This is a genomic window from Brevibacillus borstelensis (genome assembly GCF_036700025.1).
Lineage (GTDB): Bacteria > Bacillota > Bacilli > Brevibacillales > Brevibacillaceae > Brevibacillus > Brevibacillus borstelensis.
Window position 1 is genome coordinate 4503107 of the sequence record NZ_CP144922.1, and the last position, 26422, is coordinate 4529528.

Genomic DNA, 26422 nt, shown 5'->3' on the forward strand with positions numbered 1-26422 from the left:
GGGGTCTTTTCCTGCCACGATCCGTTTTCCGTCAATCCGACACATAGACGCGCTCAAGCCGATTTCCCAGCCTGCTGCACAATTCATTCGTAATCGTTCCTGCCTGCTTTGCGACCTGCTCCGCTGTTATCCGCTCCGTGCCGTCCTCGCCGATCAGCGTCACGATGTCATTTTGCCGGACATCCGGTATCCCGCTGCAATCGATCATGAGCTGGTCCATGCAAATTCTGCCGATGACAGGAGCCTTTTTCCCTTTCACCAGCACATAACCGCCGCCGCACGACAAGCATCTGGGAAAGCCGTCCGCATATCCGATGGAAACGACTGCGATTGTCATGTCGTAAGGAGCGGTAAAGCGGCACCCATACCCGACGGTCTCGCCCGCCCCGATCTCTTTTGTGAGCGCTACCCTCGCCTTCAAGGAGAGGACCGGGCGCAGGTCCACGGACAACTTCGTTTGATCCTCTGCCGTACTCAGCACGCCGTACAAGGCAATGCCGATCCGGGCGTAGTCGCACTGCAGCTCGGGAAAGTTCAACACGCCGTAGCTGCTCTGGATGTGTACGTTTGGCAGGTCGTATCCCCAATCCCTTAGCTGGGCCAGCACGCTGTAAAAATTGTCGATCTGAAAGCGGGAGAAATTCATTCCCGCCGGGCTGGAATCATCGGCCATGCCAAGATGCGTAAAGATGCCCTCCACGCTCAAGTTTTTGCAAGCAAACATGCCGGCTATCCCGCGTACGTTTTGATAGTCCTCCCCGAGCCGGTGCATCCCTGTGTCAATCTTTACGTGAACCTTTATTTTGCGTCCATACTGATCCAAAAGCTTGCCGTATTCGCAATCGACGACCGTCTGCGTCAAATCGTACCGGACCAGATCCGCAAATTCCTCCGGTGAAGTATAACCGAGGATGAGGATCTCTCCTGTTATTCCCTGTCTTCGCAGATGTACGCCCTCCCGGATGGCAGCCACGGCAAAGGCAGAAATCCCGATTCGATTCAGTTCCTTTGCGACAACCGCATCTCCGTGCCCGTATGCATTTGCTTTCACGACCGCCATCACTTCGCACTTCGGCGGCAAAAGCTTCTTTAAAACCTTTGCATTGTGGCGAAGATGGTTCAAGTTGATCTCCGCCCACGCCCTGCTTTTCATACGATCTTCCTTTCTCTCTTCCGCTGCAGCAGCTTGGTGAGCAAGATAGCCCCCGCAAATGACAGAGCGGCTACCGCCACATAGTGGACGATACTATTTTCAATCAAAAGCGGCTGCATTTTCGCAATCTTGGCAAATCCGCGCACGACAATAATCGCCAGCGGGTGAATGATGTAGACAATCATCGAAATGGTCCGCAGGCTTCGGCTGCTTTTTCCCCTCCATAGAAGCAAGGATTGAAACAGGAAAAACATGCAGGGGAGCAGCATCACGTACATGCTGTCATGGCGCTGGAGAGAAAAATGGTGCAAGAGCAAGCCTTCCGCGAGCAAAAGCAAGAGCGAAACGGCAAGTCCGCCCATGCTTTCTCTCAAGCCAAATCCGCTTGTCTGCCGCGCGATCAGCCCGCCGAGCAAGAGAAAAACCGGGGCAAAAAACAAGCCGTTTCGCGTGTAATCCGAGAAGCTGAACAGCACGTCGTAAAACTGCGCAAAAAGCGGGACCTGCGATGTCAGGCCGTAGTAGCTGTCCCCGCCGAGCCCGATCATGTAAAGCAGCCCGGCAATCAACGCCACCACGCCGGTCTTGCAGCTTCGCAGCAGAAGATATACGAGCCCTGCTCCCAGAATCGTCGCCGGCAAGTACCACAAATGATAAAACGTGCCATCGAAGAAAATATCCTTCAGCAGGTTGGGCAAAAGCGGCGTGGTTTCAAAGTAGCCGGCATACACGTTTACGGGGAGAAAAAGCAGGATCGCCATGCCATACAGCTTGCACGACTTGACAAAAAATTTGGCCAGGCTGCCCCCGTCTCCACGCTTCTCGTCCATGTATCGCGGCAGCAAAAAAAATCCCGTTGCCATAAAGAAAAACGGGACGGCTACCCGCCCCAAAATTCTCGTCAAGATAAAGTCCCCTGTCTCGCTGACGGAGACGAGCGGGTACGTGTGGATGGCCACAACCAGAAAGGCTGCGATGATGCGAAAGGTATCAATGCCCGCATAGCCCGCGTCCTGTTTCATCCGTTCTTCCTCCAAACCGTTGCCACGAATCCATCCACGTTATTTCCCGACACCTCGCAGCGGGCGCCGCTCGGAATGTCAATCCGCACTGTCGGGGAAGACAGGGCATGTACGTAAAAAATTTCTGCTGTTTGTCCATCTGCTTCAAACAACAAGTGCTCTCCCCCATAGGGGAAGCTTTTCACAAACTCCGTATACTCTTCCAGGGTAAACTGATGCTTCCGGATCAGCTCCGCATGCGGATAACCGACATACCGGAAGTGCCAGGGCTCGTGGGCGATGCCTGTAATGGCCTCTTTTCCTTGCGGGTAGCGTTCAATAAACCCGTACCTCGCTGCTTTTAGCCGGAACTCCTGACAGATGCCGGTATAGGGAAAGTCCGGCCTGATAAAGTCGATCTCTTCCTTCTGCTCGCCCACGTCAATCGCCAGCCCTGTCTGGTGCTCGCTGTGGTTCGGATAAGCTACGTACTTTCGCGTAAATTCATCGCCGTTTTCCCGCATCGACTCGGTGTAGATGGTTTCCTGTTCTTTTTTTGTGCGATAGCCGCTGACAGGGACGATCCGCTCTCCGCCGTCGAGCGAGTGAATCAGCGCTGCGTACATCGCCGCCGCCCTTCGTTCCAGCAAAATGTCCGGGTGCCTGTGATCTGCGGGGATGAGCATGTCTTCCGCAGGCTCTTCAAAAACCGGGTGCATTCTGTTGATCAAGATCAGGCTGCCTTTATGCATATTGGCTTGTTCCAAAATCAATGTGTTCATTCCTCGATCGCCATCCTTATCAGCTTGTCTACGATTTCCTCAAACGACATGCCAATGCCCTTGAGCATATTCGGATAACGGCTGTGGGCGGTAAAGCCCGGGATGGTATTCACTTCATTAAAAACAAGCTCTCCCCCCGGCGTTACAAACATGTCGACTCTGGCAAAGCCGCGGCAGTCCAGCGCCTTGTAGATCGCAGCCGCTGTATGCTTTATCCGTTCGGCTGTCTGCTCGTCGACTCTGGCCGGCATGTGGATTTTGGAGGTTTTGAGCGTATATTTTTCGGTGTAGTCAAAGAACCCTTGCGACAGTTCGATTTCGTCCACTTCGCCGATAATCAGTTCCTCATTTCCCATCACGGCGCAGCCTACTTCGAATCCGTCGATGCCCTCCTCGATGACGACTTTTGGATCGTACTCCAGAGCGTTCACCGCCGCTTTGAAAAGGCCGTCTTCTCGCTCGACTTTGGTGATGCCAAACGATGACCCTGCCCTCGCAGGTTTGACAAACAACGGATAAGAAAGCTCCCGGACCAACTGTTGCAATTCTCCCTCGCTGATTTTGCCGTTTACGACGATGGAACGGGGCACCTTGATTCCCGCCTGCATGGCGATTTTGTGAGCCATGTCTTTATCCATGCACAGCGCCGAGCTGAGCGTGCCGCATCCTACGACAGGGATTCCGGCCAGTTCAAGCAAGCCTTGAATCGTGCCGTCTTCGCCGTTTTTTCCATGCAGGACGGGAAATGCGGCATCGATCCTGGTCGCTTTTATTCCGTCCCGATGAAACTCGATCACACCCCGAACATGCCTGCTTGGAGAAATAACGGCATGCACGCAGCCCGGGTCTGTGCTCCAAGTATCATCCATAATCTGTTCAAGGCTTCCGTTATACCGAAGCCATTCTCCCTGCCTCGTGATTCCGATCAAAACCGTTTCGTACCGGGATTGATTGACGTGTTTTATGACTGCATAGGCGGATTGCAGAGAAACTTCATACTCTGTGGAACATCCGCCAAACAGGATGGCTATTTTTTTCTTTTCCATCGGTTCCCGCTCCCTCCTCCAACAATGCCTGTGCCCCGGCTTGCGGGAAGCAGGCAATTGTATTGTAGCGAAACGAGACAGGCCGTCCTTTAACTTTGCCTAAGGGAATCCTTACGAAATCATTACGGAATCATGACGTTTCCAGAACAGGTGAGCTGGAATAGAGGCCTGAAAAAACGACCAACCCTGCTTCGGATTCCCGGAACCAAAGAGCAGGGTTTTCCTTTGATCGGATAATGAATCGATCTATGATACCAGACAGCGGCAAACAATCGTTTTTGAACTGCATTTCTTTGCTTGACTTAGAGTTACCTCTAAGAGGTAGGCTAGTTCTACATCTACAGAGAGGGATGATGATCTTGTTCACCATTCGGGAAGCTGCTGAAAAGTGCGGCATCAGCTCGTATACATTGCGGTATTACGAAAAAATCGGGTTGCTCCCCCCGCCCAAACGAGACAGCGCGGGGAGACGCTGCTACACGGAAACGGATCTCCGCTTCATGTGGTTCCTGAAGAGCGTAAAGGAAACCGGCATGTCTCTGGAAGAAATCCATGAGTTTGTAAAAGACGGCTGTATCATGGAAAAGATTCACCTGGATGTGCCGATAAAGGAGCTTACCCCATCCTTAAACAGGCGCATCGAGATTTTAACGAAGCATCTGGAGAATATGGAAGCGAAGAAGAAGGAGCTCGAAGAAGTGATCGCGGCAACAAAGTCGAAGCTCGACTCCTACCATTCCATGCTGAGTGAGGGGTGAACATCAAATGAAGCCTATGAAAATATACGCGATGCTGCTCGGGTTTTCTATTTTTACAGGAGCCACCTTCAACCTCGCCAAATACACAGTCGAATACTTGGCGCCTTCCTCCGCGGCGGCGTGGCGTTTTGGTTTGGCTGCCGTGGTCATGCTGGTCATTTTGCTTTTGACGGAAGGGGTAAACAAAAGCCTGCTCAAGAAAAATGCAATCGCCTATGCAGTCCTTGGAATTGTCGGGATCTTTGGATTCAACGCTCTGTTTTTTATCGGCATGAAATATACGTCACCTGTCAACGCGGCCTTGATCATGGGATTGAATCCTTTGCTCACGACCATTTTCGCCCGGATGATCTTGAAGGATAAAATTGTGAAAAGACAGGCAGTCGGCATCGCTTTTGCCTTTATCGGCGTGTTTCTCGTCATTACCCAGGGCTCGCTGGAGGCGATCGCCACCTTGTCGGTTTCAGTCGGAGATCTGCTTATTTTTGCAGGCAACCTTTGCTGGACGCTATATGCCGTGCTTGGACGCCGCTTTATAAAGGACGCCACTCCGCTGTCTACGACAACATACACGATGGCGGCCGGCGCGATTGGGTTAATCGTCGCTTCTTTGTTTACGTCCAACCCTGTTCCTCTTCCGGATGTTCCGGTCGGCGCTTGGGGCGCGGTTGCCTTTATGGCTGTCTTTACAAGCGTTTTGGGCTATCTGTGGTGGAATCAAGGGGTAAAAGAAATCGGGGCTGGGAAAACTTCTCTGTTTTTTAATCTTGTTCCTGTCGTTACGATGATCATTTCATTTGCCGCAGGAACCCCGATAACGTTCTTTCAAATGATCGGGGCTGCTCTCGTCATCGTCGGCGTTTTGGCTTCTTCGGGAATCTTCCAGCTTCCCAAAGCCCATGCAGAAAAGCAAAAGCGTATGCTTGCAGCAAAATGAATTGATCTTAGGCTGAATACTGCCGTATTTCTCATACAGAGATGCGGCTGTTGTCTGTCCGTTTACGGATCCATTTTGTAGCCAACGCCCCGTACCGTTTTGATATACGTCGGACTTTCTGCCGAGTCATTCAGCTTTTCACGCAAATTCCTGATATGAACCATGACGGTGTTGGTATTATGACTGTAGTATTTTTCTCCCCAAACCTCCTGGAACAATTTCTCGGAGCTGACCACCTGTCCTCTGTTCTCACTCAAGAGCCAGAGGATCGAAAATTCGGTAGGCGTGAGTGGCAAAAGGTTTCCGTTCAAGAAGCATTCGTGGGAGTTTCTATTTAATAGAAGACCCGCAAAAGCGATTTTGTCATCCTCCTGCTGTGGATCACGATTGTATGTTGTGTATCTTCTAAGCTGTGCTTTTACGCGAGCGACAAGCTCCAGCGGACGGCACGGCTTTGTGAGATAGTCATCCGCTCCGAGCGCCAAGGCGGTGATTCGGTCGATTTCCTCGTCTCGCGCTGACAGCATGATGATCGGAAAATAGGATGTTTCCCGAATGTGTCGGCAGAGCGCGAATCCGTCCATCCCCGGCAGCGTGACGTCCATAATGGCAAGGTCAGGCCGAACAGAATCGAGACAGCGAAGAGCCTCTTCGGCCGTATCGCATTTGTGAATGCTGTAATTCTCGTTTTTCAGGAAAAGCTCGATATACTCCGCGTATTCCCGTTCAGCATCGACGATTAAAATAGTAGAATTCATGACTTCTCCCTCTTTTAGCAAAGCGATAAGAACTCTATGTATTCTACTGAAGAAACACCGGGAATTTTGCGTAGAAATTCTTAAGATTCCCTTACAAAAAACGCACACATGAAAAAACCCGCCTCCGAGATTCGCCGGAAACGGGCATCGGTCTAGCCTTGTGATCCGGGTGCTTGCCCCGCAACGGCACGACGACGTGCTCAATACACGCCCATCCCAACCGCTCATCGCTCAGTTCGTCAAAGATTGTCCGCTTGATTATAGCCTGTGTGAATATAAAAATCCCTCCAGTGAAGCTAAGATAGCAAAAAAACGAAAAATCCACCTCTATTATTTGGAAAAGAGGCGGATTTTTTGGAGGATCCAAAAGCCACATGCCTGTCAAAATTTTCAATGCTTCCTCGTATTTGGCTCTTTTACGCTTTCAAAAATAAGTAAAGCCCATCGACGTCGACATTGCCGCCGGAAATGACCGTCACGACTTTTTTGCCGGAGAATGGCAGCTTGCCGAACATAGCTGCTGCCACAGTCGTAGCGCTGGACGGCTCGATCATCTGCTTCATGCGCTCCAGCACAAACCGCAACGCCTGCCGGATTTCCTCCTCGCTGACGAGGACCAGATCATCGAGGTGCTTCATCAGGACTGGAAAGGTAAGGTCACCCGGCTGCGTCGTCCTGAGGCCGTCCGCAATTGTTTTCGGGCCCGGGACGGACACGATGCTTCGCTGCTTCAGCGAAAGCTATGTATCGTTTGCCAATGCCGGCTCCACACCGATCACCCGGACTTTTGGCCTGGATTCCTTTACTGCAGTCAAAATGCCGGAAATCAGTCCGCCTCCGCCGATGGGTACGATGATCGCATCCACGTCGCTGAGCTGTTCCAGTATTTCCAGCCCAATGGTTCCCTGTCCGGCCATGATGGAAGGATCGTCATACGGGGGGATGTAGACGCCGTTCTCGCTCGCTGCGAGCTCCTTTGCCCGCGGGAGCCTTTCTGCCGATGTGTACCCGTATTTCTCCACCGCCCCCCGGTAGGACCGGATCGCGTCGATCTTGCACTGGGCAGCATCCTCAGGTACCACAATCGTCGCCGGAATCCCCAGCCTTTGCGCGATATACGCCACCGCCTGCCCGTGATTGCCCGAGGATGCCGCCGTCACATAGGCGGCTCCTGCTGATACAGCCTGCTTTACCTTATTGGTCGCTCCGCGAATTTTGAACGAGCCTGTCTTTTGCAAGTGCTCCGCTTTCAAGTAGATGTCATTGCCGCAGCGCAGGGAGAGCTGTTCGGAGTTCAAGAGCGGTGTGACTCGCACGACGTCAGCGATTTGTTGACGCGCTTCCTTCACTTGCTCCAGTCGAATCATCGGCACTTCTCCTTTCATTTATTTGCGTTGACTGCAAACACAAATTCGATTTCCACCGGTGTATTCCCGGGCAGCTCAGCGACACCGACTGCAGAGCGCGCATGCCGTCCTTTTTCTCCAAAAATGGCTTGCAGCAGCTCTGAAGCGGCATCCAATACTTTGGGCTGCTGCGAAAAGCCGGGAGCGGACTGAACAAACCCGGTCACTTTCAATACCTGCTCCACTTTATCCAGACTGCCGAGCTCGGCTTCCAGACAGCTCAATCCTTTTAATACACAGATTTCCGCCAGTTCGCGGGCTTGCTCAATCGTGACCTCTGCCCCAACCTTTCCTGTATAAGGGAGCTCCCCGTTTACCCGCGGCACCTGGCCGCTAACGTAGGCAAAAGCTTCCTGAAACTGCCCATTTCATTTTCCCCTCGCAAAATCTTTGCACGATCTTCATCAATCCTTAACGGTATAGCTGCTACAATTCTTCCATGGGAGGCGGATTTTTGCATCAAAAGCAGCAAACTGTAAATTTTGCACATTTTACAGTTTGACCCAGTTGCCTTTCCATGCCCCGATTTTATATAATGGGTCTTATTTTCTGCGAGCAGGAAGGATGCTGATTCCTGTCCCGTGGCGTTTTTGAAAGAAATTGAGCAACAGAGAGAGAGGAGAGAACCATCGAATGAAAGAACAGAGCATCCAAAAAGCGCCACTCGTCATCTTGATGGTCAACATGTTCATTGCTATGCTTGGAATTGGCTTAATCATTCCGGTTTTGCCAAAATTCATGCTGGAATTCGGGGCCAGCGGTACGGCCTTGGGCTATCTGGTCGCCGCATTTGGCTTAACCCAATTCATCTGTTCACCGATCGCCGGGGAGTTTTCCGACAAGTACGGCCGAAAGCGGATGATCGTCATTGGGCTGGCCGCGTTTGCACTGTCCCAGCTCATCTTTGCCCTCGCTGATCAGATGTGGCTGTTGTACCTGTCAAGGTTGATCGGGGGAATGGGCGCTGCGTTCATGATCCCTTCCATGATGGCTTACGTCGCCGATATTACGAGTGTGGAAGCAAGAGGAAAAGGGATGGGGCTCCTCGGAGCATCCATGTCGCTCGGGTTTGTGATCGGGCCGGGGATCGGCGGGTTTTTGGCCGAGTACGGCTTGCGTGTTCCGTTTTATGTGTCTGCCGCTGTCGCCTGTTTTGCGACCTTGGCTTCCTTCGTGTTTTTGCGTGAAACCTTGTCAATGGAAGACCAGTTGGCAGCCCGCAGCTCAGAGAAAAAGCGGGAGAACATTTTCAAGCAGTTTGCCTATTCGTTTAAAGCTCCTTATCTGGTGCTCCTGGTGCTGGTCTTTACCCTTACGTTTGGCCTGGCCAACTTTGAGGCGATTTTCGGGCTGTTCGTCGATCAGAAATACGGGTATACGCCAAAGGATATTTCCATTTTGATTACAGTCGGGGCTTTGATCGGCGTTGTCATTCAATCGCTTCTGATCGACAAGCTGCTCCGCCGCTTCGGCGAAAAACGGCTGATCAATCTCAGCTTTTTTGTTTCCGCAGTGACTATGGTGCTGATGCTGCTGTCTGGAAACTTCTGGTACGTGATGCTGGTGTGCCTCATCTTCTTTACTTTCACATCGATCCTCCGTCCCGCGATCAATACGCTGCTCTCCAAAATGGCAGGCAAGGAGCAGGGCTTCGTCGCAGGGATGAACAACGCCTACATGAGCCTGGGGAATATCGTCGGTCCTTCTCTGGCCGGTATCCTGTTCGATGTGCACATCAATCTTCCGTACCTGTTCGGAGCCTTCATGCTGCTGTTCAGCCTGTTTTTGTCCGTCTCATGGAATCGCCGCACTAAAGACAAACACATAACCCCTGCTATCCAGGAATAATCAGCAGGGAACGCAAAAGGGACGCGTGCCTTCTATTCGCCGAGAAGCGGATAAAGAGCATGCGTCCCTTTCCTTTTACAATTGCAGGTGATTTCTTTCCTTGAAGCAATTGCGGGTAACTCGCCTTATTGAAACAATTGATGAACTTCTATTTGACTCAGGTAATCCTGAATTTCTTTCCCTCTTTTTTCGAGCATATGGAGCGCTTCCTGTACCTTTTCTTCGGGCATGCGGTAGCTGGGACCCGCGATGGACAGGGAGGCGACGATTTCCCGATCTTTGTTGAACAGCGGGATGCTGATGCCAAATGTGTCCTCGAAATACTCTCCCCTGGAATAACACCATCCCTGCTTTTTGATGTTGTCCAAATCATCGATCAGTTTGTTCGGATCGACGATTGTATTGTCTGTATAGGGAGACAAGCCTTGTTCGATCACTTCCGCCCGCTTTTCTTCCGGGAGATAGGCCATCAGCACCTTGCTGGAAGCTCCGACATACAAAGGGGCTCGATTCCCCACTGTCAGCTCGTATTTTACCTTTTGCGGGCTCTCCACGATCTCGATGTCAACCGCTTCGATTCCCTCCAATATCGTCAAAATAACCGACTCGCCGGTATCTTCGCACAGCCGGTGCATGATCGGCCGAATCGCGTCAATGAGCTTCAGCCGTTTCTGGACAAGCTGTCCGTACTCCCAAAATTTGATGCCCAGGACATATTTTTTTGTCACCTGATTTTGCGCCAAAAAACCGTGCTTTTCATAGGTGGCCAGAACCCGATGAACAATCGAATGGCTCACATTCAGCTCTTTCGCCAGCTCGCGGACACCCCAGGCAGGGGTTTCATCGGTGAAAAATTTTAAAATTTCCAAAGCGTTATCTAGTGTTTTCAAGCTCATACCGGTATCACAGCCTCACTTCCCTTATACAATGTCGATTATAGTATAAGAGTCCTGATATTGCCATTCGCTTCCATATATATTTCCAGAAACGGAAGATTCGTGCTGAGTGCTGCCCGCTCGCTGACCTTGAGCGACTATAGGCCAGACATCTCTTGTGACCATATCATCTGATGCTGTGACCGCCCAAAATTGTCAACTGTTTTTGACGATATACCAGGCGAGAAGCCCTTCTGCCTCCACTGGATCGATGACGGTCACGCCAAACTCCCTGCGAATGATCGGTGCCAGGCCGATGGTTGAATACCCGGTGCACGCAAACGCGATCGTCTTTGCCCCGTTTTTCACCATCGTCCGTACAGCGTTCAGCGCTGCTTCCCGACCGTGGGGCGCCATGACCTCTGCGGAATTGGTCACCCCTGGCGGAGATATATGCCAAGCGAGCTGCCTGCCTAAAATCCGCTTCATGACCCGGGGCGGTTCGGCAGCGATATCGAGCAAACCGACTGGCTCGCCGTATCCTTTGGCAAGGAGTGCCGCCGCACTGCCCGCCCCGATCACGGGCACCCTCACCTGCTGACGCAGCGCATCGATTCCCGGATCATCCGCACAGCTGATCACCAAAACCCGGCAGCCTGATGCGGCCAGCCTTTGACCCAGTGCGACGATTTTCGGGACTGCTTGCCGCTCCGTCACCTCGTCGCAAATGCCGTACGGCTGATCGGGAATGCATGCGGATACGGTTTGGACACCGTACTTGCTCTCGATCAGCTTGCCGTGCTCATTCAGAATGTCCGCATCGTCAGTCGTGATTACCCGGATGATACCGATCATGGCTGGATGGTCACCCTCCCTTTGGAAAGGATTTTCGCTTCGTCGATGAACACGTCCGGCTCGTGGACGACCAGATCGATATGGACACCTGCTGAAATCGTGCCGCCAAACGTCCGGTTGCTGCCGAAGGCTACGTGAATCGTGCCGTATACCTTTTCATCCTCGAGCACATTTCCGGTGATGCGCGCCTTGTCATTGGTGCCGATGCCGAACTCCCCGAGCAGCCTGCCGTCTCCCTCTCCCAGCATGTCCAGTAGCTGATCGGCATCAGGGCCTTCCAAATCGATGATCCGTCCCTTGTCAACGGATACGAGCAGAGGACCGCTCACCTTGCCGATACCGGCAATCGAGCCGTCTACGACGATTTTTCCCGATGCCGTTCCCTCGACAGGTGCGATGTACGATTCCCCGGAAGGCAGATTGCCCGACTCGCCGGGATTGCGGTACACGCCCGTACTGGAAATCCCGTCTCTGCCCGCGATGGAAAAGCTGAGCGAGTGACCGTCCTTCTCGATCCGTACGGTGTGGCCAGTTGTCAGGACCCGTGTCACCTGCTCCGTCAGCACCTGTACCTGACCGTAGTCCGCCGTGATCGCTCCTACAAGAAACATGTCGGCTGTAATCCCCGGCATCGTCGCGATACGGGCGCCGCTCGCGGCTGCACGTTTTCTCGCTTCGGTATGGGTGAGGGAATACTCCGTCACACAAACGACGACGTCCGCTCCCCGCATCGCCTCCGCAATCGGTGCCGGCGGCTCTTCCCCGTCCTTTTTCCGCTCCTTCATCACCATCAGGAGCGATTCTGCTCCGATCGCAAGACCTGCCTTCTGAATCGCCTCCGCGAGCTCCTTTTTCTCCAGGTCAGCGACGACCAGGAGCGTTTCCTCCTGCTTGAGCGCCAGACTTGTCACCAGTATGTTTTTGCTGACTTCGACCAATTGCCGGTCCATATCCCGATACCCTCCTAGTACAGTTCCGATACGATTTTGGCAAGCAAGGCGTTTGACAGGATGACAGGCAGGTTCGCATAGGCCTCTACGACCGCCTTGGACGCTTCTACATAGCCCATGCAGTCCATCAGGATCGCATCCACATTTTGATCAGCCAGCTCTTTTGCGGCGCGGATCAGTTCCGTCTCTCCCTCCGCATATGGAGAAGCCGCTGCGTAGACGGCATCCACAAGGCTCCCCCATTCGTCTTCGAGCGCATCCTGCTGTTCCAGCAGAGGAACGATCACACCGAGTCTCTTGTTTTTCAGCATCGCGGACAAGGTCGAGCGCAGGATGACATCGGGCTCGATCAACAAGGCGTTGTTTGCGGCAAGCCCCTCGAATGTCCCGGTGCACAGGACGACAATCGGATTGCACCCGGCTTCCTCCAGCTCATGCAGTTTTCGCTGGAGTACAGGCGCGATCTTTTCCCGGGACATTACCACAGACTCTCCGGTCACGAGCTTGCTGGTCAAGACGTAGTCACCCTTTTCCGGTGAAAAGGCCGCTTCCGCCTCCGCTTTGGTCATGCCGTCGAGTACGCCTGCCTGCATGATTTCCGCCCGGCCTCCGACGTATTTTTGGAAAATGGGGCCGACATCCATCCGCGGCGCTTGTCCGATCGTGACGAGCCCCAGCTTTTTCATCGTCATGACGATTCTCCCGGCGTCTCTTGGCTGCCCATCGTCTGGAATACCGCCAGCGAGCCGTACAGGCTGACGAGGCGGTCGTACTCCGTCTGATCATAGAAGCTGCAAGTGCCAGCCGTAAACTCCTTGGCTACCTCGATGGCGAACCGGGCGGTGGCTGCGATGTCTACTTCGTGGCTGGCCCCTGTGCCGCAGCCGGGTACGGCAGATTGTGCCGTGATGGCGACTCCGACCACGGGAGCCTTTGTCGCGACAGCCGGCTGCATGATGCTGTTGAAATGATACACGCCGTTTCCGTACGGCGTTATGTCCTGGAGCGTGATCGGGAAGGTGGCCGGAAGCTGTCCCGACGTCATTTCCATGATCCGCAGCAAATCCTCGCTGACGCGCAAAATGTACCCTTCCTTCACTGTCGGGGAGAGCGCAAAGCCTTTGATATTGATCAGCCTGTTTCCTTTGGACGTGTCGATGGACAATATCGCGTCCATCTCCGGACATACCTGGTAGCGGTTCATCGTCGGATCATCGACAGGGGAGTCCATGAAATCAACGGGATCATGCGGCTGGGTAGGCGCATCCGGACAGATGTGCGTCGTCACCAGCACGTCTCCTTTCAGCCTGTCGCCGTTTCTCGCCATCTCCGCCAGCTTCAAGCCGCTGGCGACCGCTGCCACCGCGCCATCCGCATCCGATACCATGCCGATCCGGCTCGGACGGGCCCCGATCCCGCCGAGCTGCCCAATGATGCCGAGTGTCGGAGCCGAGCCTCCCCGGGATTTTCCCTCTGTCCCGGGAATCAGGATTTTCACGAAATCCGTTTTGCCTTTGTCTCCTTGCACCGTATCTACTGCAACCTGAACATCGCTGTAAGAAGAGAACAGTTCCTTGATCTTCTCCCCGGAAGCGTATAGACTGTCCATCACCTCATAGACAATGAGTGTCTGTTTCAATGCCATGCCTTACCTTCTCCTTTCAGGAAAACACGTACGAAATGACCTGTTTTCCAATCGCTTCTTCCACAGGTTCAAACAGTTTGCGGTTTCGCATCGTCGAGCTGAGCAGCAGCTGCTCCTTTGGCACCGCGATGACCGCCGCTTTTTGACCATTTGCCATTTTGGCAGATTCCAGCGGGCGTCCGCTTTCTGCATCAAAGGCCATGATCAGATCGGGGAACGTGGCCAGCCGCTCGCCATTTGACTCAAGTGTCATGTACTCGTTCCAAAAGGTAAGCTCCAGACTGCCAATGTCGGCCCGGCCCACATCAAATCCGCCTGTCGTATTCAACGAAAAATTCGAAACAGTCCCGACCTCGATGATTCTGCCCTGCAGGAGCTCGGTCACTGCTTCAATCGCCTTTTCTCCCGTGTGGGCCAGCATCGTCTCGCCGATGCGGATCGCCTGCTGGATCGCTCCCGGACAGCCGTTTTGCTTCACATAGGACACCTGTACGGGATTGCGGGCTACGGCGACCATGCCTCCCGCATCTACAGATGCCCGGCGCACCATTTGCGCCATGTTCTCCAGGGAACCGGACGCGCACAGCTCGATGTACCGGCTGCCCAATCCGCCTGCTGCCGTCTGCGTAGAGACGTAGCCTTCCAGCTCCGTCAAATTCATCGAGCCCATGCTCCCTGTCGGATGCGCTCTGCCGTTGCACGGCGCGTCCAAAACGGGCAGTCCGGTAACAGCCGACTGAAACCAGCCATTGACTGTGGTGCTCGCTCCGTTTTCGTTCGTGATCAGCCCGGAGATCGGACGGCCCAGCTTGTCCAGCAGCAGCTGCAGGGCCCGGATATAGTGCATCGGCTTGACGTACTGCTCGGCTGCGGCAGGTGCCCCCACCGCAGAAACCGTCACCACCCACTCGTCATCTAGCAGTTCATCTATCGTAATCAGCTTCGGCTCGCCTACCTCCAGGGCCAGTCTGCCGAGCTGGATGCCTTCTTCGATCGGGCCTCCGCCTCCGCCTCCGAGGACAGCGCCGCCCCAGACAGCAGCCTCCATTTTGCGTTCATCCAGCGTAATCGTTTCCATCTGCCTTCTCCTTCCTTCCTCTATTTTTTCATCGAAAAGACGGAGCTGAAGAAGCTGTACAAAGCATCGCCCGCGATAAATCCGGCTGCCATGATATTCATCGAGGAATCCGCCTCTTGGCCTTTCCATTTCAGGATAACGACGCGAATCAAGAGACCTGCGAGAACCGCCCAGCCCGCCTCGGGATACGTAAGCAGCAAACCCGTCGCAAACAAAATCCCCATCTGCCGCTTGGGCCCGCCGAGGAATTGCAGGATCGCGCCCGGAATCGCCCAGAGGAACAGCTCACCTGCCACATCGCCAGAGACCCCGGCGTTAATCGTCGCTACGTATACGGTATCGACAGGCGGAACGAGGTTTTGCGAAAACAGGCTGTGAAAGCTGAAAAGGACGACGAGGACAGCTACGCCGAAAGCGATCATCCCGGCTGTCATTTGCTGTCTTCTGCCCTCTTTCTCAAACTCGGGATCAGCGCCGTTGCCGCGCAAAATATAACCGGCCTTCAGGTCGTAGCCCATGTCTGCAAAAGCGGGACCCGTAGCTGCACTAAAGCCGACGAGCAGTGCCAGCGCGACAGGCGGAAATCCGATCAGCATGCCGAGGATCAAGGTGATCAGCGCCACCGCAAAAGCCGGAAACCAGCCGGAGTGCATCGCGGAAATGCCGACGATCAATTCGTGCAAATAAGCGGCGAAAGCAGCGAAAATAATGAACAATAGGAACATTCCGAACGACATATGCGTCAACAATCCGCCAATGATTGCCAAAATGACCGAAATCGCCATGTACAGCAAAAGCCCTGTCAAAAGCGTGCGCGAGGTTTCCTTTTCCCCTTTGGTCACCTGCAGCGCTTGCTCCGCCTCTGCGCCTGAACCTTGCTGCGGAGACTTTTTCCTGAAGATGACGAAGCTTACCTGGATCAGGGCGACAATTCCCGCTCCGATCATGAATCCATGCGGTATATACGAATCCTTCAAATCCATTCCAAGCAATGTCCCGGAATAGCCCTTGAGCAAAAGACCGATCCCGAACATCGCCAGTGCCCAGATGTTTCCGATGAAGGCGACACCGAATGCAGACATCGGCACTCCCAGGATGGAGCCGACTACACCGCCGGCAATCCCCACACCGAGCAATCCGGCACGTTTGCCGCCTTTGTCGCCGGCAATGATCGACTCCGCTGTGGCGCGTCCGTCCGGCCAGGTGCCCGAAGCGGGAAAGACCTTCGTATCAAACAGCCTGTACAACAGAAAGGCGTCAACGAACATCGCCAGCGCCGCACCGATCAGCATCGGCATGATCAGCTCCGGCTTCCCGAATACATATGGAATCCCGATCGGAATGAGCAGGCTGTTCGCAGCCCCGAATGTCGCCGACGAGATGGCGGTCTGAACGATATTTTGCCGATGGACAGAGCGCATCTTGCGAAGAAAGGTAAGCGGTACCCTCGCGATCAGCATGGCCAAGAGCGCCCCGATAATGGCTGTATTGGCTGTAATGCCCAACGTCACGATCAACTGCATCCCGATCGCCGCCCCGAGAATCGCCGTGACGATCGTCAGGATCAGCGTGACAGGCTCTAACGCTCTGGGATGCTTCTTTTGTTCCCCATTGTTCATGTTGCCCTTCGCCCCTTTTGTCTCCATATTCGGACCATAGGTCCTTATTTTAATAGCATATGTGCAATTATACAAATCCGCCTTTTTTTATTCAATAATCAATTTTCGTTATTTTGGACTTTTGCAAATATTTTTGCGTCTGTTTGCGAACAGGCTGCGACAGAAAAACGACAAAAAACCCAAGCTGATCCGACTTCTCGGACGTCCGCTTGGGTTTTTCACGAAACTATGTTGAAAGATGGGCTTATTCTTCGACGATCAATTTTCCTGTCATCGTATCATGGCCGGCACCGCACATAACAGAGCAGTTGAATGTAAACTCGCCCGCTTTGTCAGCAGTAAACTCGGCGCTTCCGTCACCTTTGAGGTCTACGTTGAAATCAGGAATGGCTACACCGTGCATGCCTTCTGTATTGGTCAGCGTCAGCTTGATTTTATCGCCTTTTTTCACATGAATTTCTTTTTGGTCAAATTCGAAGTTTGTCGCGGAAAGCTTGATCTCTTTTACGCCGTCTGCGGATTGAGCCGCACCTGCGTCAGCAGTAGCTGTGCTTGCTGCGTTATTGCTTGCAGCGCTGCCTTGGTCGGATTGGCTGTTTCCGCAGCCTGCCAGCGCAAGAGCTACAGCAGAAGCGAGGATCAGAGAAGTGAGTGCTTTTTTGTTCATTGTAATTACCTCCATTGCATCTGATAGATTGATTTATGTTGATATGGCCTGAGCGGCCATGTGTTACTTGGATTCAGGCTGCTGCTGGTTTTCGGTCTTGCCTTCGGTGGTGATGTCATCGACCACGCCTTTGGTCGACGAGCGGAATTCGCGCAGGGTATCCCCAAGCGCCCGTCCCAATTGCGGCAGCTTGGATGGCCCGAATACAACCAGGGCAATGACCAGAATAATGATTAATCCAGGGATGCCAATACTGTTGAACATCGATCATACCTCCTTTTTATGACTTTGACCCAGATACGAGCAAACCGCTTGATCTGCGATGATACCACCCTGAGATGAGGACGCTTAGCTCGAATAACAGAATGAGCGGAATCGTGACCGACAAATGCGAGACAAAATCAGGCGGAGAAATCATCGAGCCTACGATGGCAAGTCCCAGATAGACATATTTGCGAACGGCTTTCAGTTGGGCGGGAGTAATCAGCCCGATCCTCGTCAGGAACAGCACGACTGCCGGCATTTCAAACGCGACCGACAACGGAAAAATGACGTTGAACATAAAGGCGAAGTAGCGGTCAATCCCGTACGTTTCCACCGCTCCGATGCTTTTGTTCACCGACGAGAGGAACGACACCATCATTGGAAACGCGACGAAATAGCTGAACGCCATCCCGCACAAAAACAGAAAGCACGACAGCGGCACAAACCAGATCGTCTTCCGCGCCTCGTCATCGGACAAGCCTGGCCTGACGAACGCCCAGGCCTGGTAGAGCCCGAGCGGAAGCGTCAGCAGGATCGCCACCAGAAAGCCGCATTTCATATAGATAAACATGCCGTCCGTAAACGAAAATACGTTCCAGACTACATCGGCAGCCACCGGTTGCGCTTTGATAAACAGCAAAATGTCAGGGGACATGTACAAGCCGATGCACAGTGACAGAAAGAAGCCGACAATGACCACAATCAATCTCTTTCGCAGCTCAGCCAGATGACCAACAAATTCTTGTTTGTTTTCCATACACACCCCCAAATGAAAGGCAACGGGCAGCATTTCAGACTAGACGAGGGAGCCGCCTTGCTTGATGTACTTCAAAATGCCTTCGGCTGCTCTGTAGGATAGGGCCCCTACCGTAGCTGTCGGGTTGTATCCGCCGTTGTGAGCGAATGCGGAAGCCCCTACGACAAACACGTTCTCCGCATCCCACATCTGCAGGTAGGAGTTTACCGCGGAAGTCGACGGATCAGCCCCCATGATGACACCGCCCGTATTGTGCGTGGACTGGTATGGGGTGATGTTGTACGATTTCATTTCTTTGGAGACTTCCATTTTGGTCGGATTCATTTCTTTCATGATCTCTCCGGCCCGCTCAGCCAGATACTTGTTCAATTCCCGGTCCTGATCCTCCCAGTCAAAGGTGATCCGCAAAAGCGGAGTTCCGTACGCATCCTTATAGGTAGGATCGAGGTCGAGGTAGTGGTGCTGCCACGGGAGGCTTGCCCCTTGGGAAGCCAGCGTAAGCGTCGAATTCGCATACTTGAGCGACTGTTGTTTAAAATCCTTGCCCCAGGAAGGCGTGCCCTTTGGAACCGGATTGGTGGCAATCGGCCTTGCGCCAGTCTGGGTAAAGCGAATACCGGCCCCGTGCAGGAAGTTCAAGTTGCTGTGGTCAAAGTTGTCGCCGTTGAAATCGCTGATCTCCGCGCCGAGCGCACCCGCCCCCATGAACGTGTTGAACTCTTTGTCGTCGAAGAAGCCGACCGCTTTCCCGCTGTTTACCTGGTATGCGTAGTTCTTTCCGATCACGCCTTTTCCGGATGCCGGATCGTACGGTTTGCCCAGCTTGGATGTGAGCAGCAGACGGACGTTGTTCAGCACGTAGCTGGTCATGACCACGAGATCGGCAGGCTGCTCGATTTCTTCACCGGTAATGGTGTTGACGTAAACCACGCCGGTTGCCTTTTTCCCGTCATGCAGGATTTTGGTCACATTGGAATGCGTGCGCAAATCCAGGTTTCCTGTTTTCTCGGCGACTGGAATGACGGTTACGACCGGGTCGGCTTTGGCGCCGTACTCGCAGCCGAAGCGCTCGCAGAACGCACAGTACTGACAAGCGGCACGCTCGATGCCGTCCGGATTTTTGTACATCTCGGACAGGTTGGCCGAAGGAATGACGTACGGGTGATAATTCAGCTTTTTCGCAGCGTCCATGAACATCTTCATGCCAGGCGTGACCTTCATCGGAGGAGTCGGGAACGGGTTGGAGCGTTTTCCGACCATCGGGTTTTGCTCCGCTTCACCCGAGATCCCCGCCATTTTTTCATACTTGTCGAAATAGGGCTCCAGCTCGTCGTAGGTAATGCCCCAGTCCTGAATCGTCATTCCTTTTGGAATCTTTTTCTCGCCGTAGCGTTCGATCGTTTTGGAGCGAATCTCGAAATCGTAAGGCAGAAAGCGTCCGTACTGCCCATTCCAGTGAGACCCTGCGCCGCCGAGACCGTCGCCCAAAAGGAAAGATCCGTACGTCCGCATCGGGAGCGCCCGCATTTTTTCGTTATTGCGGAAGGTGACGGTTTCCTTGGAGAGGTCCTGCATCATCTCATAGCGCAGCGCGTAACGGAGCTCGTCATGAGCCATGTAGTAATCGCTGGTGCTTCTGCCTTTTCCGCGTTCCAATCCAACAACCTTCACGCCGGCTTTCGTCAGTTCCGAAGCGATAATGCCGCCTGCCCAGCCCATACCGACGATCACAACGGGAACCTTTGGTAGCTTCTTGCTCATTTATGTCATCCCTTCCTGGTTATCAGTGGCCCATGTGGTCATGAAGACTTTTAGGCTCAATCTTCATAAATTCGTCCTTCTCGATATCTTTGGCGAAACTCATCTGGTTGCCAGGATAATTGCGCATTTTCCAGCCCTGCATGTCCTTGTTGCCGCCGTACATCGGATCGGCGTAAACGCCCTCGATCGTCATGCTGCGCAGAAGGCTAAAAAACCCTGTGGTCGAAGTTCCCGCAAGCTGATACTCCTTGCCCGCCTCAAAAACCTTCAAGGTCTCGTCTTGCTCTGCTTCGGTCAAATCAGTGAAGCGTTTGTTGTATTTCTTTTTGCTGTAGTCAGCCAGCCCTTGCAGCCCCAATGTGAAAATCTCCGCGCGTTTCAGGGAGGTTTGCATTCCTTGGGTCGGTTCTCCCGGGTAGAACGGACCGGTCATGTAATCTTTTGCATTGATTCCCCATGGACTGGCCAACTGGTGGTCGATGTAGAAGGCTACGCCCAGCTCTTTTGCGCCGGGGCCGTGCTCGTCCTGCGGAAAAATGCGCTCGCAAGCCGCTTCCGTCAATTGGAATTGCTCCTGATTGAAAAACATCAGCGCCTGGTTGTAGTTGACCGATTTCTCGACAACCTTCTCTACTTCCGCTTTCTTGCTTCCGAACAACGAACCACCCAGTACGCCTCCAACCACCAGCCCCCCGAGGGCGATCCCGGAATTCTTGAGGAATTCGCGCCGCGAGCTACTTTTGGGCTGTTTTGAGTTTGTATCTGCCACAGTAGTTCCTCCTTGATGTGTAAAATTAACTAGATAATTATTACCTAGTTCATGATAGTTCCAAAGAAAAATATCTGTCAAACGTTTAGGTGTTATTGGAATTTTCCAATAAAACAAACTTGGAAATCCCTACGCTGTCCAAATGAAATTTCCATACAATTTTCACAAAAGATACATTTACTTAAAGCCGTTCTGCAAGTAGGATGAATAGTAGTTGCATTTACTTAGGTAAACATTTGAAAACGGATTCATCGCGACGCTGAGCAGTCCGTTTTTTGGAAATCATAAACAGATGGAAGCAAAAAATTTGTTACCAACCTCTTGGTGTTCCGTCTTATGAAAGAAAAGGATCATCTGCTAAAAAACACCTTTAGGAGGATAACCATTGAACTACATATATGGACACAAAATAAACCAGGCGGCTAGGAAATTTACCAAAAAATTGAATGAAAAGCTGTCTACCCAAGGATTGTACAGCTCACAGTGGGGGATTATCTGGTGTTTGCATCAGCGAGGCTCCTTGACCCAGGTCGATATCAGCAATTATTTAAACGTGGAAGCCCCCACGATTACCAGATCGCTGACCCGGCTGGAGGAGCTGGGATGGGTGATTCGCGAGGAAGGCGAGGATAAACGGGCACGCAAAGTTTCCCTGACTCCGCAGGCGAAAGAGATGCTCGCCACCTGGCAGAAAACCTCTGACGATCTGGAAATTATCGCCCTGCAAAATATCAAGGAAGAGGATTTGATCGTCTTTGACCGCGTCTTGCAGCAAATGATGAAAAATCTCGATTCGCTCTCTTGATCGTTTCAACATCGGTTACACGCTATCTGGCCAAAAAGCGCCGCTCCGATCCGGAGGGCGCTTCTTTGCGTTTTTCGGCGCTGACTGGGCAGCTCCTTATCGACAAATCTTCCAAAAACGTTTTTACGCTATAGAGAAACAACATATCGGTTAAAAAGGGAATTGCACAAAAGATCTGCACAATTCCCTTTAGACTTATTTCCATTGGCTGGCATCTACCGGTTTTGCTTTGATCAACTCAGCGACAATTTCTTGTTGCTGCGGAAGATCTTCCTGGAAGGTTACCTGGTAGCCGAGATCGTTCTCTACCCAAAAATAACTGACATTGTCAACTTCATCCGGCGAGCTCAACCTTCCATCTATTTTATATTTTTCTGTGCGGAATACTTTTTTCCCCTCTATTTGCAAAGGAGTCGTCTTCAAGCCAATTTTTTCGCCATTAATAATTTCGTGAAAATAGGTGCCCGTCTTCTGAATCTCTTCATACGTGCTCGTGTCTTTTTCCTGATCAAAATAGAAGCTGTTTTTCCATTTTCCAGGTTTGTTGGTTCTTGCAAACTCCACGAAGAAGCCCATTGATGTGCGGTCCGTATCTCGATAGTACGCCCAAGCTCCAGATGCTTCAAAGATTTCAAGAAATTGCATGGGAAGCTTCGGAGTAAATCCGAGCAACTCCTGCGCATAGCGCAAGTCTTCTGTGTCATAGACGTTTGTTTTGAACTGACCCTTCTGATTTTCATATTGCTTCAACATGTCTTGGTCAGGGAATTTCATCGAGGAAATCACTTTCAACATTTCTTCATCAGAAACATCAAACTCTCTGAGCTTATATTGAAGGCCTTGGTCCTCCCAAAAATAGGCGGTCAGCGAGTCCGATACCCGTGTCAGCTTTAGAATGTCCATTCCATTCAGCTTCAGCGTTTCTTTCTTGATATCCGGGGATTGCTGATTTTCCAACAAGGCATCATCATGCTCGGCTCCACTAGGAAGAATCACCATATCATATAAGTAGTGGCTCTTTCCTTCATATTTGTTAAAACCAATATCCACTTTGGACAGCTTTTGATCATCCAGATACAAGGTAACATAGGCCAAGCTTAACTCCGGCAAGTCCGGCACCTTGAACGGTGTGGGCGATACCTTTACCGCCTTTTCCAAGCTGCCGTAGCTCCGATGAGAAGAATCGAACAGAAGGCGCTCTTTTCCCGTTTCCGCAATGGTTGCCGGGCTGCTTGCCGGAGCAGGTGCAGGCGCGGCGGCGTTTGTTAATGTCGCTACACCGAGACCGGCTACACAGACAACCGCCAGAGCCGACAATTTATACGTTCCCTTTTTATATGCTTTGATCATGGTAATTCTCCTTGTCATTTCGCTTTTGTTGGTCGTACCCCAAAAATACAGCAGTTGGGGCTGAGCGGATTTGGACGCAAACCGCTTCAAACATTCAATCATCGTCAAGCCATAAGGAGTCGCTGCTTGTTCTCCGAGAACCTCCAGAACGCAGGCATCGCAGGCGATCTCCCTGGCCGCTTTCATTCTTTTTACACAGATCCACACGAGCGGATTCATCCAGTGAATCGCCAGGACAAAGCTGCTGAGCGTATTCCACCACATGTCTTTTCTTTTGCAGTGGGCCAGCTCGTGTGACAAAATATGTAGTAGCTGGGAGGGGGCCAACTCTTTCACGACCGCTTCCGGGACGAAGATCCACGGATGAATCAATCCGGCGATAAACGGGCTTTTTGCATAGTCCCCTGTGTACAGCGGGATTGGCTTCTTTATACCGAATTTCCTTTGACATTCATCCATGACAGACAAGATCTGCGGGTCTGTTACAGGCGTGAGCGTTTTGCGTCGATTTCTCAACCGGAACAGGCAGGCAAACAAATAGCCTATGAACACAATGGCCCCGGCAAACCAGATCGCCGATACGACTTGTACTCCCAGCGGATAGCCAACCTGCGAGAATTGACGTGCTTGCGTTTCATCCTGCAGCGCGATCGCTACAGGCTGCACATGATTTTTTTCAAGAGCCGTGCTATGATTGTTTTGTGGTATTTTATTCTCTTCGCTGTTTCGAGAAATGTCATGGGACAGGCTGCTGCCTTCCACATGAATCATCGAAACGGCATTTTTTATCGTTGCGGCAACATTAAATATGCTTGCCGGGCTGCTTGGCAAATCAGGCAAAAGCAGTCTGACCAACACGAGCAGCCACAGCGCATGCTGAAGGCGGGGACTCAGACGATGCCGAAACAATTTTTGAATGGCCATCACCAGCAGGACCACTGCGCTCGCCGCTAGTGTGGAATCGAAAAACCATAAAAAAACGTCGCATAGGATCTCCATGTGTTTGTACCTCAACGATGGCCTCCGGCATTTCGCCTTCTGTCGCTATCGTTTTTCTCCCTTTTTTTCCTCAAGTATCTTCTGCAGCTGCTCAATCTCCTTCTCGGACCAATCGCCCTCTTCCAAAAAGTTGGTCACCATCAGCTTTGCCGCTCCGCCAAACACTCTGTTTACAAACGATTTGCTTTCCGCTTTGACGCATTCTTTTTCGGTAACTGCCGGATAGTACAGATAGCTTCTACCCGCCTTCTCGAATCCGATCGCCTTTTTTTTCACTAGCCTGTTCAGAAAGGTGCGAACCGTCTGATCGCTCCATTCGATTTCGGCCGGCAGTTGAGCTGCGATTTGCTCCGCGGTGAGCGGACTTTGCTTCCAAATCACCTTCATGATTTCCCACTCGGATTCGGATATTCTCGGAATGTTGGTCATATGCTTCACCTCCTATCGATTGGAAACTATTATTTACAAATGTAAATATAACAGCCGACTTCAAGTTTTACAAGCGTAAATTCATTTTGTTCAGGTCAGCAGCATCATGAAACAAGCTTGCGCAACAAAAAGCGGAGATGGCGTTCGAGGTGCTTCTCTTTAAACGAAAAAGCAGTAGCTGCGGCTTGAGCAGAACAATGGGATGGCAGTGCGGCTGATGTCCATTCTGTCTGGAACAAAAAAAGGGGCTGATCGCCCCGTCTGCACTTTTTGCTTTCCCGTGAAAAAATGTTCTTGTGATCTTCCCGTACTCTTACAAAAACCGCCGATGCACCTTTTTCCCGTCATACGTAAACTGTACAGGCCGATCCTCGATCACCGTTTCAAGATGGACATTTTTCCCCCACATGCGATAAATGTAAGGAATCGTCTTCTCCACGTATTTGACATCCAGCTCCAGTCCTTCAAAATGGTGCTTCAGGTACAGCTCGCCAGCCCGCAGGTAGTCGCCGTCGTGGACCATGACATACGGGAAGCCGCCATTGACGCGGGTAACGGCGAGACCATCCCGGACATCCTCCCATGCCTTGTCGGTCACGACCCACTCGTTCCCCTGCTTGCCAAACATGTACAGATCGAGCTTGCCGACCAAATCCTTGGTCAAGTAGTTGCGGATAAAGCTGATGTCAGACTCCAGCTCGCGGACTTCAAAAATTTTGGCGCGTCCCTGCCCCGGCTTCCGTCCGAAACGCTCCTGCTCCTCCTTGGTCGGATTGTCCCAGCGGCGTTCAATGTCTTCGAAAATTTTCAACCCCAAATGATACGGATTAATGCTCGTCGGCGAAGGCTGAATGACAGAGGAATGCAGCTTGGCAAATTCAATCGTCTCCGCTTCGGTCAGGTCCATTTCGCGCAAAATCCGCATGTGCCAGTAGGAGGCCCAGCCTTCGTTCATAATCTTCGTCTCCAACTGCGGCCAGAAATAGAGCATCTCATCCCGGACGATCGTCAGGACATCACGCTGCCAATCGTCGAGAATCTGGCTATGCTCCATAAGAAAGAGCAGCAGGTCTTTCTCCGGTTCTGGCGGAAATTTGCGCGCCGGCTTCTCCGGCTCCGTCTTCTCTTCTGCACGGTCCAGCCGCCACAAATCGTCGTATGGGGTGCTGCGCTCCGCTTTGGCTGCCGGTTTATTCCCCGCCTCCTCTACCTCCCGCTTCCATCTCAGCTTGGGACGCAAGAGGCTCGGGTCGATGTGCTCCTGAACGGCCAGGCAAGCATCGAGCAAGGATTCGACCGCTTCCTTGCCGTGCTCGATTTCGTATTGGCGGATGCGCTCCGAGCTCGCTGCCATGCTCTCGACCATGTCCCGGTTGGTGTTGGAGAAGCGGGCGTTGTTTTTGAAAAAGTCGCAATGCGCCAGGACGTGGGCGACGATCAGCTTGTTTTGGATCAGGGTGTTGCCGTCAAGAAGAAAGGCGTAGCACGGATTGGAGTTGATCACCAGCTCGTAAATTTTGCTCAGGTTGAGGTCGTACTGCAGCTTCATTTTGTAAAAGGACTTTCCAAAGCTCCAGTGCGAGAAACGGGTCGGCATCCCGTACGCGCCGAACGTGTAAATGATGTCCGCCGGGCAAATTTCGTACCGCATCGGGTAAAAATCAAGGCCGAAGCCTTTGGCAATCTCCGTAATTTCGTCTATGGCACGCTCAAGTTCTTTGCGCTCTTCATTGGTCATTGTTGTCCCCCCAAGTCTTTCCGTCCTTATCTTATGTATATGGGGAGTGCTTGGGATTAGATGAGGGTTGCTGAGCAATTTTTGTGTGGGTAATTCGTTCGTTGTTTTACGAAAAGAATAGGCTTCGAAATTATTATTTAGAGTTGTAGTTGCTTTTTCGTTGTCATTTTTT

The 26422-nt window shown here is 52.2% G+C and carries 23 protein-coding genes and 2 pseudogenes; 4 read left to right on the plus strand and 21 right to left on the minus strand.

The features are described 5' to 3' along the window. Positions 1 to 31: 31 nt before the first annotated feature. The 3 genes and pseudogenes from vanT to vanG all read right to left on the minus strand — a co-directional run bounded on the left by vanT (position 32) and on the right by vanG (position 3982). Positions 32 to 2175, minus strand: a pseudogene (gene vanT, locus V5G20_RS21590) (serine racemase VanT catalytic subunit). Continuing rightward, entirely contained in the window at positions 2172 to 2936 is a 765-nt protein-coding gene (locus tag V5G20_RS21595; protein WP_024983484.1) for a M15 family metallopeptidase, read from the minus strand. Before V5G20_RS21595 ends, vanT begins: the two are co-directional and overlap by 4 nt. Beyond that, positions 2933 to 3982, minus strand: a complete 1050-nt coding sequence (gene vanG / locus V5G20_RS21600) for a D-alanine--D-serine ligase VanG (protein ID WP_024983485.1) — start codon at positions 3980 to 3982, stop codon at positions 2933 to 2935. Before vanG ends, V5G20_RS21595 begins: the two co-directional genes overlap by 4 nt. A 353-nt stretch (positions 3983 to 4335) precedes the next feature. Between vanG and V5G20_RS21605 the strand changes: the two genes are divergently transcribed. Next, a complete protein-coding gene (locus V5G20_RS21605) occupies positions 4336 to 4740 on the plus strand; it encodes a MerR family transcriptional regulator (RefSeq protein ID WP_170208341.1) in 405 nt (134 codons plus the stop codon). Between the two features lie 7 nt (positions 4741 to 4747). After that, positions 4748 to 5677 carry a DMT family transporter gene (locus tag V5G20_RS21610; RefSeq protein WP_039070792.1) on the plus strand — a complete coding sequence of 310 codons (930 nt, stop codon included), beginning with the start codon at positions 4748 to 4750 and terminating at the stop codon, positions 5675 to 5677. 62 nt (positions 5678 to 5739) lie between these two features. On the opposite strand, the gene V5G20_RS21615 is transcribed toward V5G20_RS21610, so the two are convergent. From V5G20_RS21615 to V5G20_RS21625, 3 genes and pseudogenes are all read right to left on the minus strand, one after another. After that, a complete protein-coding gene (locus V5G20_RS21615) occupies positions 5740 to 6435 on the minus strand; it encodes a response regulator transcription factor (protein WP_003388149.1) in 696 nt (231 codons plus the stop codon). A gap of 416 nt (positions 6436 to 6851) precedes the next feature. Further along, positions 6852 to 7802 (minus strand): annotated as a pseudogene (locus V5G20_RS21620) (threonine ammonia-lyase). Positions 7803 to 7816: 14 nt separating this feature from the next. After that, positions 7817 to 8167 carry a RidA family protein gene (locus tag V5G20_RS21625; protein WP_003388151.1) on the minus strand — a complete coding sequence of 117 codons (351 nt, stop codon included), beginning with the start codon at positions 8165 to 8167 and terminating at the stop codon, positions 7817 to 7819. A 307-nt stretch (positions 8168 to 8474) separates the two neighbouring features. Between V5G20_RS21625 and V5G20_RS21630 the strand changes: the two genes are divergently transcribed. Next, on the plus strand, positions 8475 to 9689 hold the full coding sequence (locus V5G20_RS21630; protein WP_024983491.1) for an MFS transporter: 1215 nt from the start codon (positions 8475 to 8477) through the stop codon (positions 9687 to 9689). Between the two features lie 125 nt (positions 9690 to 9814). Here V5G20_RS21630 and V5G20_RS21635 read toward each other — a convergent pair whose 3' ends face one another. The 12 genes from V5G20_RS21635 to V5G20_RS21690 all read right to left on the minus strand — a co-directional run bounded on the left by V5G20_RS21635 (position 9815) and on the right by V5G20_RS21690 (position 20929). Then, entirely contained in the window at positions 9815 to 10585 is a 771-nt protein-coding gene (locus V5G20_RS21635) for an IclR family transcriptional regulator (protein ID WP_024983492.1), read from the minus strand. 195 nt (positions 10586 to 10780) lie between these two features. Then, a complete protein-coding gene (locus tag V5G20_RS21640) occupies positions 10781 to 11419 on the minus strand; it encodes an aspartate/glutamate racemase family protein (protein WP_122958617.1) in 639 nt (212 codons plus the stop codon). Next, positions 11416 to 12369: an aminopeptidase gene (locus V5G20_RS21645; RefSeq protein ID WP_251237613.1), complete on the minus strand. Its 954-nt coding sequence runs from the start codon at positions 12367 to 12369 to the stop codon at positions 11416 to 11418. The genes V5G20_RS21640 and V5G20_RS21645 overlap by 4 nt, the downstream gene beginning before the upstream one ends. A gap of 14 nt (positions 12370 to 12383) precedes the next feature. Further along, positions 12384 to 13061, minus strand: a complete 678-nt coding sequence (locus V5G20_RS21650; RefSeq protein WP_003388158.1) for an AroM family protein — start codon at positions 13059 to 13061, stop codon at positions 12384 to 12386. Further along, positions 13058 to 14014: a DUF1177 domain-containing protein gene (locus tag V5G20_RS21655; protein WP_003388159.1), complete on the minus strand. Its 957-nt coding sequence runs from the start codon at positions 14012 to 14014 to the stop codon at positions 13058 to 13060. The genes V5G20_RS21650 and V5G20_RS21655 overlap by 4 nt, the downstream gene beginning before the upstream one ends. 16 nt (positions 14015 to 14030) lie before the next feature. Further along, complete coding sequence (locus V5G20_RS21660; RefSeq protein WP_024983496.1) at positions 14031 to 15092, minus strand: DUF917 domain-containing protein; 1062 nt, start codon at positions 15090 to 15092, stop codon at positions 14031 to 14033. Between the two features lie 20 nt (positions 15093 to 15112). Continuing rightward, on the minus strand, positions 15113 to 16711 hold the full coding sequence (locus V5G20_RS21665; protein WP_122958613.1) for an OPT/YSL family transporter: 1599 nt from the start codon (positions 16709 to 16711) through the stop codon (positions 15113 to 15115). A gap of 244 nt (positions 16712 to 16955) precedes the next feature. Beyond that, a complete protein-coding gene (locus tag V5G20_RS21670; protein WP_003388162.1) occupies positions 16956 to 17378 on the minus strand; it encodes a cupredoxin domain-containing protein in 423 nt (140 codons plus the stop codon). A 63-nt stretch (positions 17379 to 17441) separates the two neighbouring features. Next, positions 17442 to 17642: a twin-arginine translocase TatA/TatE family subunit gene (locus V5G20_RS21675; RefSeq protein ID WP_003388163.1), complete on the minus strand. Its 201-nt coding sequence runs from the start codon at positions 17640 to 17642 to the stop codon at positions 17442 to 17444. Positions 17643 to 17658: 16 nt separating this feature from the next. Further along, positions 17659 to 18399: a twin-arginine translocase subunit TatC gene (tatC, locus tag V5G20_RS21680; RefSeq protein WP_024983499.1), complete on the minus strand. Its 741-nt coding sequence runs from the start codon at positions 18397 to 18399 to the stop codon at positions 17659 to 17661. Between the two features lie 39 nt (positions 18400 to 18438). After that, positions 18439 to 20160, minus strand: a complete 1722-nt coding sequence (locus V5G20_RS21685) for a GMC family oxidoreductase (RefSeq protein ID WP_003388166.1) — start codon at positions 20158 to 20160, stop codon at positions 18439 to 18441. 22 nt (positions 20161 to 20182) lie between these two features. Next, positions 20183 to 20929 carry a gluconate 2-dehydrogenase subunit 3 family protein gene (locus V5G20_RS21690; protein ID WP_024983501.1) on the minus strand — a complete coding sequence of 249 codons (747 nt, stop codon included), beginning with the start codon at positions 20927 to 20929 and terminating at the stop codon, positions 20183 to 20185. Between the two features lie 385 nt (positions 20930 to 21314). Between V5G20_RS21690 and V5G20_RS21695 the strand changes: the two genes are divergently transcribed. Then, a complete protein-coding gene (locus tag V5G20_RS21695) occupies positions 21315 to 21734 on the plus strand; it encodes a MarR family winged helix-turn-helix transcriptional regulator (RefSeq protein ID WP_003388168.1) in 420 nt (139 codons plus the stop codon). Positions 21735 to 21929: 195 nt separating this feature from the next. Here V5G20_RS21695 and V5G20_RS21700 read toward each other — a convergent pair whose 3' ends face one another. From V5G20_RS21700 to V5G20_RS21710, 3 genes are all read right to left on the minus strand, one after another. After that, positions 21930 to 24083: a M56 family metallopeptidase gene (locus V5G20_RS21700; protein WP_171506513.1), complete on the minus strand. Its 2154-nt coding sequence runs from the start codon at positions 24081 to 24083 to the stop codon at positions 21930 to 21932. Positions 24084 to 24128: 45 nt separating this feature from the next. Next, on the minus strand, positions 24129 to 24512 hold the full coding sequence (locus tag V5G20_RS21705; protein WP_003388170.1) for a BlaI/MecI/CopY family transcriptional regulator: 384 nt from the start codon (positions 24510 to 24512) through the stop codon (positions 24129 to 24131). A gap of 313 nt (positions 24513 to 24825) precedes the next feature. Beyond that, positions 24826 to 26250: a SpoVR family protein gene (locus V5G20_RS21710; protein WP_003388171.1), complete on the minus strand. Its 1425-nt coding sequence runs from the start codon at positions 26248 to 26250 to the stop codon at positions 24826 to 24828. Positions 26251 to 26422: the final 172 nt, after the last annotated feature.